The organism is Flavobacterium sediminis, from assembly GCF_003148385.1.
GTDB lineage: Bacteria > Bacteroidota > Bacteroidia > Flavobacteriales > Flavobacteriaceae > Flavobacterium > Flavobacterium sediminis.
Window position 1 is genome coordinate 709,701 of record NZ_CP029463.1, and the last position, 15,301, is coordinate 725,001.

At 35.3% G+C, this 15,301-nt stretch carries 15 protein-coding genes; 6 read left to right on the forward strand and 9 right to left on the reverse strand.

The window, feature by feature from the left end:
• Positions 1-68: 68 nt before the first annotated feature.
• Positions 69-2,267 carry a DNA helicase RecQ gene (recQ, locus tag DI487_RS03365; RefSeq protein WP_109568406.1) on the reverse strand — a complete coding sequence of 733 codons (2,199 nt, stop codon included), beginning with the start codon at positions 2,265-2,267 and terminating at the stop codon, positions 69-71.
• 83 nt (positions 2,268-2,350) lie between these two features.
• On the opposite strand from recQ, the gene DI487_RS03370 reads away from it, so the two are divergent.
• From DI487_RS03370 to lptB, 4 genes are all read left to right on the forward strand, one after another.
• Positions 2,351-3,316, forward strand: coding sequence for a KpsF/GutQ family sugar-phosphate isomerase (locus DI487_RS03370; protein WP_170108162.1), 966 nt, complete (start codon positions 2,351-2,353; stop codon positions 3,314-3,316).
• Positions 3,316-4,146, forward strand: a complete 831-nt coding sequence (gene tatC, locus DI487_RS03375) for a twin-arginine translocase subunit TatC (protein WP_109568407.1) — start codon at positions 3,316-3,318, stop codon at positions 4,144-4,146. The genes DI487_RS03370 and tatC overlap by 1 nt, the downstream gene beginning before the upstream one ends.
• A 3-nt stretch (positions 4,147-4,149) precedes the next feature.
• A complete protein-coding gene (locus tag DI487_RS03380; protein ID WP_109568408.1) occupies positions 4,150-4,497 on the forward strand; it encodes a carboxymuconolactone decarboxylase family protein in 348 nt (115 codons plus the stop codon).
• Between the two features lie 96 nt (positions 4,498-4,593).
• The gene (gene lptB / locus DI487_RS03385; protein WP_109568409.1) at positions 4,594-5,412 is read left to right on the forward strand and encodes an LPS export ABC transporter ATP-binding protein; all 819 of its coding nucleotides are present in this window, start codon (positions 4,594-4,596) and stop codon (positions 5,410-5,412) included.
• A 55-nt stretch (positions 5,413-5,467) separates the two neighbouring features.
• Here the strand turns inward: lptB and DI487_RS03390 are convergent, their stop codons facing one another.
• The 7 genes from DI487_RS03390 to DI487_RS03420 all read right to left on the reverse strand — a co-directional run bounded on the left by DI487_RS03390 (position 5,468) and on the right by DI487_RS03420 (position 11,492).
• Entirely contained in the window at positions 5,468-6,151 is a 684-nt protein-coding gene (locus DI487_RS03390; RefSeq protein ID WP_109568410.1) for a lycopene cyclase domain-containing protein, read from the reverse strand.
• On the reverse strand, positions 6,151-6,600 hold the full coding sequence (locus tag DI487_RS03395; RefSeq protein WP_109568411.1) for a sterol desaturase family protein: 450 nt from the start codon (positions 6,598-6,600) through the stop codon (positions 6,151-6,153). Before DI487_RS03395 ends, DI487_RS03390 begins: the two co-directional genes overlap by 1 nt.
• Positions 6,597-7,436 (reverse strand): phytoene/squalene synthase family protein, encoded by an 840-nt coding sequence (locus DI487_RS03400; RefSeq protein WP_109568412.1) that lies wholly within the window; start codon positions 7,434-7,436, stop codon positions 6,597-6,599. The genes DI487_RS03395 and DI487_RS03400 overlap by 4 nt, the downstream gene beginning before the upstream one ends.
• On the reverse strand, positions 7,433-8,899 hold the full coding sequence (locus DI487_RS03405) for a phytoene desaturase family protein (protein ID WP_109568413.1): 1,467 nt from the start codon (positions 8,897-8,899) through the stop codon (positions 7,433-7,435). The genes DI487_RS03400 and DI487_RS03405 overlap by 4 nt, the downstream gene beginning before the upstream one ends.
• A 66-nt stretch (positions 8,900-8,965) precedes the next feature.
• Positions 8,966-9,835, reverse strand: a complete 870-nt coding sequence (locus tag DI487_RS03410; protein ID WP_245896526.1) for a MerR family transcriptional regulator — start codon at positions 9,833-9,835, stop codon at positions 8,966-8,968.
• A gap of 71 nt (positions 9,836-9,906) precedes the next feature.
• Positions 9,907-10,755 (reverse strand): glycoside hydrolase family 25 protein, encoded by an 849-nt coding sequence (locus DI487_RS03415; protein WP_109568415.1) that lies wholly within the window; start codon positions 10,753-10,755, stop codon positions 9,907-9,909.
• Entirely contained in the window at positions 10,755-11,492 is a 738-nt protein-coding gene (locus DI487_RS03420; protein WP_179948687.1) for a CDP-alcohol phosphatidyltransferase family protein, read from the reverse strand. The genes DI487_RS03415 and DI487_RS03420 overlap by 1 nt, the downstream gene beginning before the upstream one ends.
• A gap of 106 nt (positions 11,493-11,598) precedes the next feature.
• On the opposite strand from DI487_RS03420, the gene DI487_RS03425 reads away from it, so the two are divergent.
• Positions 11,599-12,675, forward strand: a complete 1,077-nt coding sequence (locus DI487_RS03425) for a putative type IX sorting system protein PorV2 (protein ID WP_146193357.1) — start codon at positions 11,599-11,601, stop codon at positions 12,673-12,675.
• Positions 12,676-12,694: 19 nt separating this feature from the next.
• The gene (locus DI487_RS03430; RefSeq protein ID WP_109568416.1) at positions 12,695-13,849 is read left to right on the forward strand and encodes a lipoprotein N-acyltransferase Lnb domain-containing protein; all 1,155 of its coding nucleotides are present in this window, start codon (positions 12,695-12,697) and stop codon (positions 13,847-13,849) included.
• A 47-nt stretch (positions 13,850-13,896) separates the two neighbouring features.
• On the opposite strand, the gene DI487_RS03435 is transcribed toward DI487_RS03430, so the two are convergent.
• On the reverse strand, positions 13,897-15,279 hold the full coding sequence (locus DI487_RS03435) for an exopolysaccharide biosynthesis polyprenyl glycosylphosphotransferase (protein ID WP_109568417.1): 1,383 nt from the start codon (positions 15,277-15,279) through the stop codon (positions 13,897-13,899).
• Positions 15,280-15,301: the final 22 nt, after the last annotated feature.

Sequence of the window (15,301 nt, forward strand, 5' to 3'; positions counted from 1 at the left end):
GTACAACAAAAAACGCAAAGTCAGAGACTTTGCGTTTCATTAAAGTTATCTTTTAAAATCGCATGAATCTAATTAGCTACTTCACTAATAAATTTGATACGCATTAATCGAAGTTCTTCTGTATCATAATCCCCGTCAAATTCTTTTAAAGCATCTTTAATATTATCCGACTCTGATTCCATAAAGTAATCGTGTATCTCTTCTTGTTGATCTTCATCTAAAATCTCATCAACCCAATAGCTAATGTTCAGCTTAGTTCCGGAATAAACAATTTGCTCCATAGCCTTTAATAACTCCTCCATTTCCAGTCCTTTTGCCTTAGCAATATCATCCAAGCCTAATTTTTTATCCACGCTCTGAATAATATACAATTTCAATGCAGAATTTGTCCCTGTCGATTTTACGACCAAGTCATCTGGTCTTATAATATCATTCTCATCTACATAACGCGCAATTAAAGCTACAAATTCTTTTCCGTATTTCTTAGCTTTTCCTTCTCCTACGCCATGAATATTACTCAATTCATCAATAGACACCGGATATTTAAGCGACATATCTTCTAAGGAAGGATCCTGAAAAACCACAAACGGAGGTACCCCCAGTTTTTTAGCTACTTTTTTACGTAACTCTTTCAACATATTCATCAGTGCTTCATCAGTTGTTCCTGAAGATTTTGAGGTCGACACTACATTTTCTTCTTCATTTTCACTGTATTCGTGATCTTCCGACATCATAAAAGAAATCGGATTTTCAATAAATTCTTTCCCCTTATCTGTAAGTTTAATTACACCGTATGATTCAATATCTTTTTTAATATAACCGGCAACCAGAACCTGACGAATCAATGCCATCCAGAACCTCTCATCAAAATCAGATCCTTTTCCGAAAAGCGGATTGGCATCAATCTTATGCGATTTAATAACCGCATTGATCTTTCCGAGTAATGTCAGGATAATTTCTTTGGATTTAAACAATTCCTTTGTCTCACGTATTACTTCTAACAGAAGTTTCACCTGATCCTTAGCCTCTACTTTTTTCTTTGGATTGCGAACATTGTCGTCCATATCCGCTCCCTCTCCGTTCACTTCATCAAATTCTTCTCCGAAATAGTGTAATAAATATTTTCTTCTGGACATGGAGGTTTCTGCATAAGCAACTACCTCTTGTAGCAATGCATAACCAATTTCCTGTTCGGCAACCGGTTTTCCGGCCATGAATTTTTCCAGTTTTTCAATATCTTTATACGAATAATAGGCTAAACAATATCCCTCGCCTCCGTCGCGTCCTGCACGACCGGTTTCCTGATAGTAACTTTCTAGTGATTTCGGAATATCATGGTGAATAACATAGCGTACATCCGGTTTATCTATTCCCATTCCAAATGCAATCGTTGCTACAACCACATCTACATCTTCCATTAGAAACATATCCTGATGCTTAGCGCGTGTTTTAGCATCCAGTCCTGCATGATAAGGAACGGCACTGATCCCGTTTACCTGGAGCAATTGTGCTATATCTTCAACTTTTTTTCGGCTTAAACAATAAATAACACCCGATTTCCCTTTGTGTTGTTTAATAAAACGAATGATATCAGCTTCTACATTCTTCGTTTTAGGTCGCACTTCGTAAAACAAATTCGGACGGTTAAAAGAAGCCTTAAATACATTCGCATCCGGCATGTCCAAATTTTTCAGAATGTCTTCCTGAACTTTCGGTGTAGCAGTAGCTGTTAATCCGATAATCGGCACATTATCTCCCAATTGACGGATAATGTTTTTAAGATTTCGGTATTCCGGTCTAAAATCGTGTCCCCATTCTGAAATACAATGCGCTTCATCTATGGCAACAAAGGAAATGTTTACTTCATTAAAAAATTGGATATACTCTTCTTTAGTTAAAGATTCGGGAGCAACATATAGCAGTTTGGTTACTCCTGAGGTAATATCACTTTTTACCTGATTTACTTCTGTTTTGGTTAACGAAGAATTAAGCACATGTGCCACACCGGGCTCAGAACTTAAACTTCTAATAGCATCAACCTGATTTTTCATCAAGGCAATTAATGGAGAAACAACAATCGCTGTTCCATCAAGCACAAGTGCCGGTAATTGGTAACACAACGACTTACCACCACCTGTCGGCATGATTACAAAAGTATTATGTCCGTTTATGATACTGTTAACAACTTGTTCTTGTAGTCCTTTAAATTGGTTAAACCCGAAATATTTTTTTAATTCTTTGTGTAAATCAATTTCGTTCGGTTTCATTCTCTATTAATATGTTTTTACATAAATTTGCAATTATAAAGATACAATTTTCTTTAAAAGAACAAAACAATAATTAACACATTTTGAACACAACTACCACAATACTAGAATCTGCTAAAAAAACCATATTAGAAGAGAGTGAAGCCATTTCTGAATTAGCGAATTACTTAACGGAAGACTTTGCTATTTCAGTTCAGAAAATCTACGAAACTAAAGGTCGGCTAGTCGTAACGGGAATTGGTAAAAGTGCCATTATTGCTCAGAAAATAGTAGCAACTTTAAACTCAACCGGAACGCCTTCCTTATTTTTGCATGCTGCTGAAGCCGTTCATGGCGATTTAGGGATGGTTCAACCTGGCGATATCACTATTTGTATCTCTAAAAGTGGAAATAGTCCTGAAATCAAAGTTTTAGTTCCACTTTTAAAACGACATGGTAATATCTTGATCGGAATGACGTCTGATAAAAACTCTTTTTTAGGTAAAGAATCACACTTCATTTTGCATGCTCACGTTGCTAAAGAAGCCTGTCCAAATAATTTAGCTCCTACAAACAGTACAACAGCGCAGTTGGTTTTAGGAGATGCTTTGGCTGTTGCCTTAATGGAGCTTCGCAACTTTAAAAGTGAAGATTTTGCTTTATACCATCCGGGTGGAGCATTGGGTAAAAAATTATTGCTACGGGTTCAGGATATGCTGGATGCAACTCACAGACCACAGGTTTCTTCTGATGCTCCTATCAAACAGGTTATTGTAGAAATTTCAGAAAAACGCTTAGGAGTAACAGCAGTCGTTGATCAGAATAAAGTTGTGGGAATCATTACAGATGGTGATATCAGACGAATGCTAAACACAAATGATACATTCAACCATTTAAAAGCCTCAGACATTATGACTAAAAATCCAAAACATATTGCCTCTGATATTTTGGTAGCAGACGCATTAAATATTTTAGAGAACAATGCCATTACTCAATTAATCGTTATTGATAACGGCGAGTACAAAGGCGTTTTACACTTACATGACATCCTAAAAGAAGGCATCGTATAATGGCAAATAAAAATCTTAGCGAAATGTCGTTTTTAGACCATCTGGAAGAATTAAGATGGTTACTGATCAGAAGTACACTTGCTGTAATAATATGTGCTGCTATAGCCTTTTTCTTCAGTGATTTTATCTTTGATCAGATCATTTTCGGACCTAAAAATCCGGATTTTATAACGTATCATATTTTTTGCGATCTGTCTCAAAAATTCGGTTTAAGCGGTGATTTCTGTGTTACTGAAATTCCTATCCGTATACAGAGTCGCGAAATGGGCGGTCAATTCTCCGCTCACATGTGGACATCTATAACAGCAGGGTTTATCATCGGGTTCCCTTTTATTTTATGGGAATTTTGGAAATTCATTAGTCCTGCCTTATATGAGAATGAGAAGAAATATGCAAGGGCTTTTGTTATTGTAGCTTCGCTATTATTCTTTTCCGGCGTCCTTTTCGGTTATTTTTTAATAGCACCGTTATCTGTAAACTTTTTAGCGAATTATAATGTCAGTAAAGAGATCTTTAATGACATTGACCTTTCTTCATACATCAGTTTGTTGCGTTCCTCCACAGTAGCCAGCGGATTGCTTTTTGAATTACCTATTATTATTTACTTCCTGACTAAAATTGGTTTGGTTACTCCGAAATTCTTAAGAGAGTATCGAAAATACACCCTTATTATTGTTCTGATTCTTTCTGCAATTATAACGCCTCCGGATGTATTGAGCCAAGTTATCGTTGCTGTTCCGATCATGATTTTATACGAAATCAGTATTTTGATCAGTTCCGTTGTAGTCAAAGGAATAGAAAGTAAAAACCAAGAACTAAAAAAATATTAAAAAATGGCAGATCCGGTAAAAGAATTTAACGAGTATCGTTCCAAAATGAACGAAAAGTTACTGGCAGACAACAATAAAATCGTAAAGCGAATTTTTAATCTGGATACCAATGCATATATGGAAGGTGCTTTGGACGTAAAGACCAAAGAACTATTAGGTTTGGTAGCTTCAGCTGTTCTGCGTTGTGATGATTGTATTAAATACCATTTAGAGACCAGTTACAAAAACGGCATTACGAAAGAGGAAATGATGGAAGCTATGGGAATAGCCACCTTAGTAGGAGGCACAATTGTAGTTCCGCATTTAAGAAGGGCTTACGAATTCTGGGAAGCTCTGGAAGAGTCTAAATAATTGTTAATTCGCTTATTTGTTTAAGCGTTTATTTGTTAATTTGCTAACTAATAGTCACATGTAACCTTTTCTTTGTTACTGAGCAACTAAAAAAATATGAAATTAAGAGCTGATCACTTAGTCAAAACTTATAAAAAAAGAACTGTTGTAAAAGGGATTTCCGTTGAAGTTAATCAAGGAGAAATTGTGGGATTGTTAGGTCCTAATGGTGCCGGAAAAACCACCTCTTTTTATATGATCGTCGGATTGGTAAAGCCTAACAGCGGGAACATCTATCTCGACAACATGGATATCACGCATTTCCCGATGTACAAAAGGGCTCAAAACGGGATCGGTTATCTGGCTCAGGAAGCTTCGGTTTTCAGAAAGCTAAGTATTGAGGACAATATTATGAGCGTTCTGCAATTAACCGATCTTTCGAAAGCAGAACAAGAGGCTAAAATGGAAGCTTTAATTGATGAATTTTCATTACAACACATCCGTACTAATCGTGGTGACCTGCTTTCAGGAGGAGAACGTCGTCGTACAGAAATTGCACGTGCTCTGGCTACTGACCCTAAATTTATCTTATTAGATGAGCCTTTTGCGGGGGTCGATCCTGTTGCTGTAGAAGATATTCAGCGAATTGTAGCCCAACTGAAAAATAAAAACATCGGTATTTTGATTACCGATCACAATGTTCAAGAAACATTAGCCATTACTGATAAAACGTATTTGATGTTTGAAGGCGGTATCTTAAAAGCCGGAAAACCGGAAGAATTAGCAGAAGACGAAGTAGTGCGTCGGGTTTATTTAGGTCAGAACTTTGAACTTCGCCGTAAAAAAATTGATTTTGACGCTCCAAAAACTACTGTAGTTCACGGAAAAGGAGATCTTAACCTGAAGAACGAATCAGAAGAACAAGAAAATAAATAAAAAGAAAACCCCAATCAATTCTGAATTGGGGTTTTTCTATAATTAAGAAAACTAACTAATGCCGATTTTTTCTAAGGTATTGGAATCCGTCGAGAACTAAAGCAATTAACAAGAACCCGTAAAACATATCCTCAAAAGGTATAGTTCCCAAACGAAGAGCCATATTCTCTTCATTATTATACCAAACTACGGGAGCATCTATCCAACTACCTGTTAAAATTCCGTTTACCACAAAAAAGAAAACCAAGGTTACTGCATAAGAAACATAATATCTCCCCAAATAGGTTTTCCTGTAAACATGATAAACCAGATACAATAGCAACAACCCGAACGTTGATACCGTATACCAGCGATCATAATATTGCCCTAACAGAACAATTGACAGAATAATAAGCAAATACGTAATGTATTTATGTATTCTATACAAGGGATCTTTTTTCAGGAGATAATCCAGCGAAAAAAAGATAAAGACACTCGAATAAGGAATACACAAAAAAAACAAAACTTCTTCTAACGGAAGCGTAAAAACTTTTATACCGGTCAAATAACGTTCGTTAAACCCCCAAACTCCTATTTTTGTAAAATAAGCATCCCAAATCAAAAAAAGGATTCCCACGATCATCAGAGACGGAAAAAGACACTTCCAACGCTTATAGTAGGCGTGTTTCGGATAGAAACTTGCCATAAACGGAATAGACAGTGTTGCCAAATCGATTATGAGATACAAATAATGCTCCATTACATTGAAAAATATTTTTTGGGTACATACAACATTCCGAAACATTCCCCCTGCTCTTTCCCTAAGTGCTTATGATGTACTTTATGTGCTTTCCGCAAACCTATCAAATATTTATTTTTAGTATACTTAAACCATTTAAAACGTTGATGGATCAAGACATCATGAACTAAAAAATAAGCAATTCCATAAAAAAGAATTCCTAATGCAACAAAAAATAATAGGTTGAGCCCCGGATGTATACCAAAATAAAAAAGAGCGATACTTGGGATAGCAAAAATGACAAAAAAAGCATCATTCTTTTCAAATACTCCCTGATATTTAGGCTGATGATGATCTTCATGCAAGTACCATAAAAACCCGTGCATTATATATTTATGTGTACACCAGGTAACGATTTCCATAAGCAGAAAAGTTACTATAGTTGCCAATATATATACTAAAACCATCATACAATTAAATTCAATTGGTAACGCAAATATGATTTTCCTAAAATCAATAATTTCAAAGGGTCTGATACTCGGATTCGTTTTCTCAAAAACTCATTCGGTTGGGTTTGCCCTATCTTTTTCAACAAACTTTTATAATAACGAAAAGCGGTATAGACTCCGAACTTAGCTTCAACCGGCAATTGCAAAATACCTTTGTACGCCACCTCAAAGTCGGCATTGATCTCCGCGACGATTTTCTTTTTATTTGCTTCTGTCAACGCATTAAAATCAACTCCCGGAAAGTAAACTCTTCCTAAATTTTCATAATCGTATTTCAAATCGCGAAGAAAATTAACTTTTTGAAAAGCCGAACCTAATTTCATAGCACTTGTCTTTAAAGCCTCATATCTTTGCTCGTCTCCTTTTACAAAAACTTTCAAACACATTAAGCCCACCACATCTGCTGAACCGTAAATGTAGTCTTCATACTCGGCTATTGAAGTATATTCTTTCTTCGTCAAGTCCATTCGCATACTCTCTAAGAACGGTACTACCAAATCTTTCAAATCGTACTGATGAACCACGCTCTGAAAAGCATTCAATACCGGATTCAGACTGATCTTTCGCTCTAAAGTTTTTTCATATTCGGCTTCAAATTCGTTTAAAAGCAATTCCTGTTCATAGCCTTCAAACGAATCAACAATTTCATCTGCACAACGCACAAAACCATAAATAGCATAAATATCATCCCGTATCTCGGGCGCTAACATTTTAATAGCTAAAGAAAACGAAGTACTGTAAGTATTCGTTATTTTTTTACTGCATTCCAAAGATGCTACGTCAAACAATGCTTTCATAACCCAAATTCTTTTCTGATTTTTTCACTTGCAATTTTTCCCGATATCAATGAGGGGGGAACACCCGGTCCGGGAACAGTTAATTGTCCCGTAAAAAATAAATTCTGAACTTTTTTACTCTTTATTTTAGGTCTTAAAAATGCGGTTTGAAACAAAATATTGGCTAAACCGTAGGCATTCCCTTTATAAGAATGATAATCTTGAACAAAATCCTGTATTCCGAATGATTCATAAAACAAAACAGAATCTTTAAGTTCCTGTCCGGTGGTTTGCTCTAAACGGTTCATTAGCATTTCAAAATAATGTGCTCTGATCTCCGGAGAATCTTCTAAGCCCGGTGCAACAGGGATCAAAAATGTAGCTGCTTCTTTTCCTTCGGGAGCAAAAAAGGGATCTGTTTTTGAGGGAAAGCTAGCATAATACAAAGGCTTTTTAGGCCAAGCCGGTGTATCGTAAATTTCTACAGCATGTGGTTCAAAAGGCTCATCAAAGAATAGCGTATGATGTTCTACATTACTGATCTTTTGACTGAAGCCTACATAAAATAACAATGATGAAGGGGCGAAAACTCTCGATTGCCAATATTTTTCGTCATACATTCTAAATTGTTGCGGCAATAACTGTTCAGTATGATGGTAATCTGCCCCGCTTAATACCACATCGGATGCAATGAATTCTCCGTTTACTTCCAGTCCTTTTGCCTTTTTCCCTTCCAGTACAATCCTATTTACTTCAGCTTCACAAACAAAATGAACGCCTAAAGATTGTGCCAATGTGACCATTGCTTCTACAACGGTATACATCCCTTTTGAAGGATGCCAGGTTCCCAAACCAAAATCAGCATAGTTCATAAAATTATAAAACAAAGGCGTATCAGATGGTTTGGCTCCCAGAAATAAAACCGGAAATTCGAGTATCTGCTGTAATTTTTCGCTTTTGAATTCACTTCGTACTTTCTGACTGATCGTTTTAAAGAACTGATGAACTCTGATCATGGTTTCCCAACTTACTAATTCTAAAACAGAATCTCCCGGTTTATAGACCATTTCATTTATAGCAATGTGATAGTTCTTTTGGGCTTGCGCTATAAAATGTCTTAATTTTTCACCGCTTCCTCTTTCTTCTTGTTCAAAAACAGCAATAATAGTCTCTAAATGATCTGCTATGGTGATACTTTCTTTATTCTTAAAGTAAACTTTATAAGCCGGAGACAAACGGTTGAGCTCATAGTAATCATGAGTTGACATTCCAAAATCATTAAAGAATTTTTCAAAAACATCAGGCATCCAGTACCAAGTTGGCCCCATATCAAAATGAAAACCATCTCGGGATAATCGGCGTGCACGACCTCCTAAGCTTTTGTTTTTCTCAAAAACCACCACTTCAAATCCGGCTTTAGCCAAATAACAACTAGCCGCCAGAGAGGAAAATCCGGAACCAATTATACTTACTTTAGTTTTCAATCTTCAATCATTTTGTTTAACAAAAATAATAATTTTATTAAACAAAATGAAATAAGGCAAAAAAAATTACACTTGGTGCAACAATTCCTGAATACTCATAAATTGTTGTATTCCAGTATTTAGTTTAGAAATATACTGTGTTTGTTGCCCTAACACCCAAAGCTCATGGGATGTTTCTTTTAATACTAAATCGGAGAATTGCGACAGGTAATTGTCTATTTCTGAAGCAGAAGGTTGTACCGTAAAATAAGATACAAAGACAAGATTCGGATGAATATCAACCATGAACTGCAAATCTTCAACAGGAACACTTTCGCCTAAGAAGACAACTCTATAGTCTCTTTTCAGCAATTGATATTGCAGAAATAATAATCCTAGTTCATGGATCTCATTCAAAGGTAAAAATAAGACAAACAATCGATCCTCTTTTACATCCTTCACTTTAAGGTAAAGGTTTTCCATTTCAAAGAACAATTTTTGCTTTACTAACGAACTGATAAAGTGTTCATGGACCGGTTTTAAGGTCGCTGTTTGCCATAACAAGCCTATTTCGTCTAACAAGGGGATAAAAACATCAAAGAAAATAGCATCAAAATTTTTAACCTCTTTCAACTGATTATACGCTTTGTGGAATAATTCCGTATCAAAATTGAACATAGCCAGTTTGAACTCTGATAAGGCTAAAGTAGCACTGGTTTTTTGCGAATACGTTTGCTGCACTAACTGAACCAATTGTGATTCATTCAATTGTGCGATCTTGGATATCTTATATCCGAAACGGTTTAAAAAAGCAATATTGAGTAATTTCTGAAGCTCTTCGGAAGTATAAGAACGAACATTGTTCTCGTTTCTATCCGGCGTAAAGATCTCATAGCGTTTTTCCCAAATTCTAATGGTGTGCGCTTTTATTCCAGAAAGATTTTCTAAATCTTTCACACTAAAAATTGTCTTAATATTGTTTAGCATTTTATTTCAAATCATTAAACAAATATAAAACATTTTAAATATTAAGGTTGCGTGTAGCTCATTAATTTAACCACATCCCCATTAAAAACATTCACATCTACCGTTCCGTCAATACCTTCGATCTTTGCTTTTTCTGTGAATTGCCAGATCAGCCAATGCTCATCCGGATTCTTCCGCCAAAAGTTGTAATTAGCAATCCAGAAAGGGTAATCTGAGAATTCTTTTTTCAAAAAGTCGTTGTAGTAACTCTCACCGGTATAAATGATCGGTTTAACTTTGTAATGTTGCTCTACTTTGGTCAACCAACGTTTCAACCCCAGTTTTAACCTTTCTAAAGACTGTGTTTTAGGTAATTTTTCAATATCTAGAACCGGTGGCAGATCGCCTTTCTCTAATTTGACGGTTTTGATAAAATTCTCAGCCTGTTTTATAGAGTTCTCATTAGGTCGATAATAATGATAGGCCCCTCGTAAAAAACCGTTTTCTTTTGACTTTTTCCAATTCCGTCGAAATTTCAGATCCACTTTATCCTGTCCGGCTGTAGCCCTAATAAAAGCAAAGGAAAGCTGAAAAGTATCTTCCAGTACCTGAATATTCTGCCAATCAATGTCTTCTTGGTATTCTGAAACATCAAACCCGAATTCATGATTCGTATGAGAACTCAATACTTCATAAATTCTGATGTCGGCGATCTTTCTGTCTTCATGTGAAAGTTCACTTTTTTTAGCCCTGAATCCTAAATAATATAAAAATCCGTCACGAAAATAGAACCCGAAAGCAGAAACCGTTAAAAAAACAACGACTACAAATAAATAGAAGCCTAATCCTTTAGCCTTTTTTTGTGTCTTTGGCTTGTAATTTCGTGAAGACGTATAATTTCTTTTCGTCATTACTTTGCTTTAGCCACATTAACAACAATCGAAATTAAGATATAAGAAAGAATGATAAGCGGTAGTGCTACTACTTGGAAAAACACTAATAAAACGATGGAAAATAACACAAAACCGATCTGCAATTTACTTTTTTTCCAACTGAATTCTTTTATTTTCAAAGAGAATAATACAATTTCAGCATTCAATAAATAAGTACTAACTAAAGTAATTCCTAACAGGACATAAGGATTGTATAATAAATCGGTTAACCACTGATAATAATCAGCATACTGAATCATCGGAATACTCATGATCAAAAGTGCATTGGCCGGTGTAGGCAACCCGATAAAGTTCTCCGTCTGACGTTCGTCAATATTAAAATTAGCCAATCGGTAAGCGGAAGCTAATGTTATCAAAAAACCTAAATAAGGAACAAATCCCATATAGTAAGTATCATCAGTCAACATATAATCCGGTGCTTCAGCCTGTATAAATTCAAACAACTTAAACATCATAAGTCCGGGAACAACACCACTGGTTACCATATCTGCTAAAGAATCGAGTTGCAATCCCAATTCACTGGAAACATTCAGTTTTCTCGCGGCAAAACCGTCCCAATAGTCAAAAAAGATTCCCAGACATACAAAATAGAAAGCATGATCGTAATATCCGTTGAAGATTTCAACAATGGCTAAAAGGCCGCTTAATAAATTTAACAGCGTAAAAGTATTGGGAATATGTTTTTTAATAGACATAAAAATAGGTTGATTTCTTTATTTTAAGACAAAGATAACACAATAACTTACTACTTTTAAAGTTTAGTATTTAAGATTTTTATTTGATATTTGTAAAAAAAAGAATTTGAAAAGGATTTTACTCTTCTGTATACTTGCCTTATATACATTAACCGGTGTAGGTCAATCCGTTCGAAAATATTCCAACGAATTTCTAAGCATCGGTGTTGATGCTGCTGCTTTAGGTATGAGCAATGCCGTAACAGCTCAAAGTGCTGATGTAAACTCGGGGTATTGGAATCCAGCGGGATTGATGAACATAGAAGATAAACAGTTAGCATTAATGCATGCAAATTATTTTGCGAACATTGCCAAATACGACTATGCTGCCTTTGCGATGCCGATTGACCCGTACAGTGCTGTGGGTATTTCATTGATCCGTTTCGGAGTTGACGATATTATGGACACTACGCAGTTAATCGATAGTCAGGGAAATATTGACTACAATAGAATTTCTCTTTTTTCTACTGCTGATTATGCTTTAACAGTTTCCTATGCCAGAAGTTCTCCTATCGACTATTTGAATTATGGTATCAATGCTAAAGTGATTCACAGGGTCATAGGTGACTTCGCTTCCTCTTGGGGATTCGGTTTTGACCTTGGATTGCAATATATATCTGATGATGAAGACTGGAAATTCGGCTTAATGCTTCGGGATATTACCACAACGTATAATACCTGGACCATAAATGAGGAAAAATATAATGACATTAAAGATGCTGTTCCGGGTGAAAATCAGGAATTACCGGAAACCAGTGAGGTTACACTACCAAAAGCTCAACTGGGAATTGCGAAGAAATATATTATACGGTATGACTATAGTATTACCGGTGCAGCCAACCTGAACATGGAGTTTGCCAGAACAAATGACATCATTTCGACCAATGTTGCCAGTATTGCTCCGGCAGTCGGCTTTGAAGCCGGATATCTGGATCTGATCTTTTTAAGAGGCGGAGTCGGTAATTTTCAAAAGATCACACAAATAGACAATTCAACAAAACTAAGTTTTCAACCGAATTTCGGAGTTGGTTTTAAATACAAAGGAATTGAAATTGATTATGCATTAACTGACTTAGGAAATCAAAGTGATGCCTTGTATTCTAATATTTTCTCTGTAAAGATCGATTTCGGATATTTCAGATAATCTCGGAAAAAATTTCGCTATGATAAGAAAATTAGTCCTACTGGTTACATTATTAACTTTTACTACGCTATTTTCACAAAATATCATCTTATCCAAAGATGCTAAAGTCAGTATTCTCAATTGCGGTACCGGAAATGAATCGTATTCTCTTTACGGTCATACTGCCATCCGGATCTATGATAGAGTCAACTTTTTAGACCTTGTTTTTAACTATGGGGCATTTGATTTTTCTACTCCTAATTTTGCCTTAAAGTTTATCAAAGGGGATCTCCAGTATTTTGTCACTACTGACTCATATAATGAATTTGAATACAGCTACAGAGCAGAGCAACGTTCTATTTACGAACAGGAATTAAATAGTTTGACTATAGCACAAAAACAAGCTTTATTTGATAAATTATGGCAGTCACTCCATTCGGATGAACGCTTTTATACATATAAATTTATTGACCGCAACTGTACGACAATGGTAATTGACAAAGTCAATGATGTTTTAGGAAGCAAAATTATCACAAGTGTAAAACCCATTACTCAAACTTACAGAGAGGTTTTATATCCTTATTTAGAAAATCATTTCTTTGAAAAATTAGGGATCAATATCATTTTCGGTACTAAAGTAGACCAATCGGCAGAAAAGCTGTTTCTTCCGTTAGATTTTATAAAATCTTTAGATCAGGCGCAATACAACGGAAAACCACTGACAAAACCCATGGCAACAGTTTATGAAGCGCCAAACAACAACTTTACGGGATCTGTTTTTAACAGTATTTATACCGTCATATTTTTATTGCTTTTAATTGTTCTGATTCCGAAAAAATGGCTAACGCTCTCTTATTTCTTTATTTTAGGATTGTTAGGCATATTCTTTTGTTTGGTAGGGTTTTATTCTGATCATCAGGAAGTTTTATGGAATTACAATGCATTGCTTTTCAATCCGCTTTATTTACTTCTATTCTTTTTTTCCGTTACACATAAAACGAAACAACGCATCTTAACCTCCAAAGTATTGATTGCAATGCTTTTAGGCTATTTGGTTTACATGCTAAACAAAATTCATTTAGGTATTGTACTGCCGTTTATTATTACTCATTTTATTTTGTTAGCAAAAATAGCTTTAAGTCAAAAAAGATCAGGTAATCTATTCTTTTTTACGATTCGGAAAAACAATGGGTAATCACAATTTTGTTTTTCATTAAATAAAAAAGTCACAATACACTTCACTTATTGTCCTCTGAAGAACAACACCGTACTTAGCGTTTTAACAACAATGTTTATATCAAGAAATAAACTGCGGTGTTTAATGTAATACAGATCATAGCGCAATTTCATCAAGCTATCTTCCAGATTTTCTCCGTAGGGATAATTAACTTGTGCCCAACCGGTTAGCCCGGGTTTGATCACATGTCGTGTTTTATATAAAGGAATATTTTCGGCAATTTGCTCTACAAAAACCGGACGTTCAGGTCTTGGCCCTATAATAGCCATTTCGCCTTTCAACACATTAATAAACTGAGGAACCTCATCCAAACGTGATTTCCTCAGAAGCTTTCCTATAGGGGTAATACGAGCATCATTCACTCTTGCAAAAACAGCCCCATGCTTTTCAGCATCGACTACCATTGTTCTTAGTTTTACGATTTTAAACGGTTCACCGTTTCTACCGATTCTTTCCTGTTTATAGAAGAGTGGCCCTCTGTTTCCGATAAGGTTAAACATGGAGATGAACGGCAGTAAAAAAAGTAAGCCTAATAAACCTAACACCGACATTACAATATCAAAAAAGCGAGTGTAAAAAAGGTACAGTTTGTTCTGATTGCTTCGGCTAAAAGGGAAAAAACGATACAGTTCTTTATTATCAAAATGAATAGGTAAACGATAAGTCGCTGATTCATATACATCAGCATATTGCTTAATTACGATTCCCTGTTCTAATAAATTTAATAATTTATCATACAATTCCACTGAAATTGATTTACCGGAATCGTTTGTAACGACTACTTCCGAAATACCTTTTTCGTATACAAACCTTTCTAATTCATCTATATGAATCTCTTTTAAATTAACCGCTCGTTGTTTGTCATCTGTAGCAACAAATCCTCTTACAATATAATGCGGATTCCCCTTCACAAGATCTTTGATTCGCTCTTCAATTTTTTTGCTATTCCCTACAAAAATGACATTCTTATAAAAACGATTAGACGCTAAGAACTGAATATAAAGATACCTCCAAACCAAAAGCGCTGTAAAAATAGATACAAAAAACAAAATAATCTGCAAACGATTTGAAGGGAGTACCGGTGTATAGAAAGGTGTTAACAAATAGATCAATGTAGTCACTGCTGTTGTTAACACAATACTTTTAATGATCTGGTAACGATTACTCGCTATTTGCAGATTGTACATTTCAAAAATTGTCCCGATCGTGGTCAGGTATATAGCTAATACTATAGCCCAATAATAATTATCTACGGTAATTGAAAAGTAATCAAATTCAAAAAAGTTCCCGATAACCTGTAAAAATAAAAACACAAAAAAGATGTCGAAAATACGCAATAGCACTTTTCGTTCGGATATCTCGAAATGCATTTTTTTCTTTGGGGACATTTTTTAAAAATTAGTTATGCAA

What these genes read in the sequence shown, in the direction of transcription:
- DI487_RS03415 (WP_109568415.1), bottom strand. Translation starts at nt 10,755, where the DNA reads ATGACGAAAAGAAATTATACGTCTTCACGAAATTACAAGCCAAAGACA.
- DI487_RS03430 (WP_109568416.1), top strand. Translation starts at nt 12,695, where the DNA reads ATGATAAGAAAATTAGTCCTACTGGTTACATTATTAACTTTTACTACG.
- DI487_RS03400 (WP_109568412.1), bottom strand. Translation starts at nt 7,436, where the DNA reads ATGAAAGCATTGTTTGACGTAGCATCTTTGGAATGCAGTAAAAAAATA.
- lptB (WP_109568409.1), top strand. Translation starts at nt 4,594, where the DNA reads ATGAAATTAAGAGCTGATCACTTAGTCAAAACTTATAAAAAAAGAACT.
- DI487_RS03380 (WP_109568408.1), top strand. Translation starts at nt 4,150, where the DNA reads ATGGCAGATCCGGTAAAAGAATTTAACGAGTATCGTTCCAAAATGAAC.
- DI487_RS03395 (WP_109568411.1), bottom strand. Translation starts at nt 6,600, where the DNA reads ATGATGGTTTTAGTATATATATTGGCAACTATAGTAACTTTTCTGCTT.
- DI487_RS03390 (WP_109568410.1), bottom strand. Translation starts at nt 6,151, where the DNA reads ATGGAGCATTATTTGTATCTCATAATCGATTTGGCAACACTGTCTATT.
- tatC (WP_109568407.1), top strand. Translation starts at nt 3,316, where the DNA reads ATGGCAAATAAAAATCTTAGCGAAATGTCGTTTTTAGACCATCTGGAA.
- DI487_RS03435 (WP_109568417.1), bottom strand. Translation starts at nt 15,279, where the DNA reads ATGTCCCCAAAGAAAAAAATGCATTTCGAGATATCCGAACGAAAAGTG.
- recQ (WP_109568406.1), bottom strand. Translation starts at nt 2,267, where the DNA reads ATGAAACCGAACGAAATTGATTTACACAAAGAATTAAAAAAATATTTC.
- DI487_RS03420 (WP_179948687.1), bottom strand. Translation starts at nt 11,492, where the DNA reads ATGTCTATTAAAAAACATATTCCCAATACTTTTACGCTGTTAAATTTA.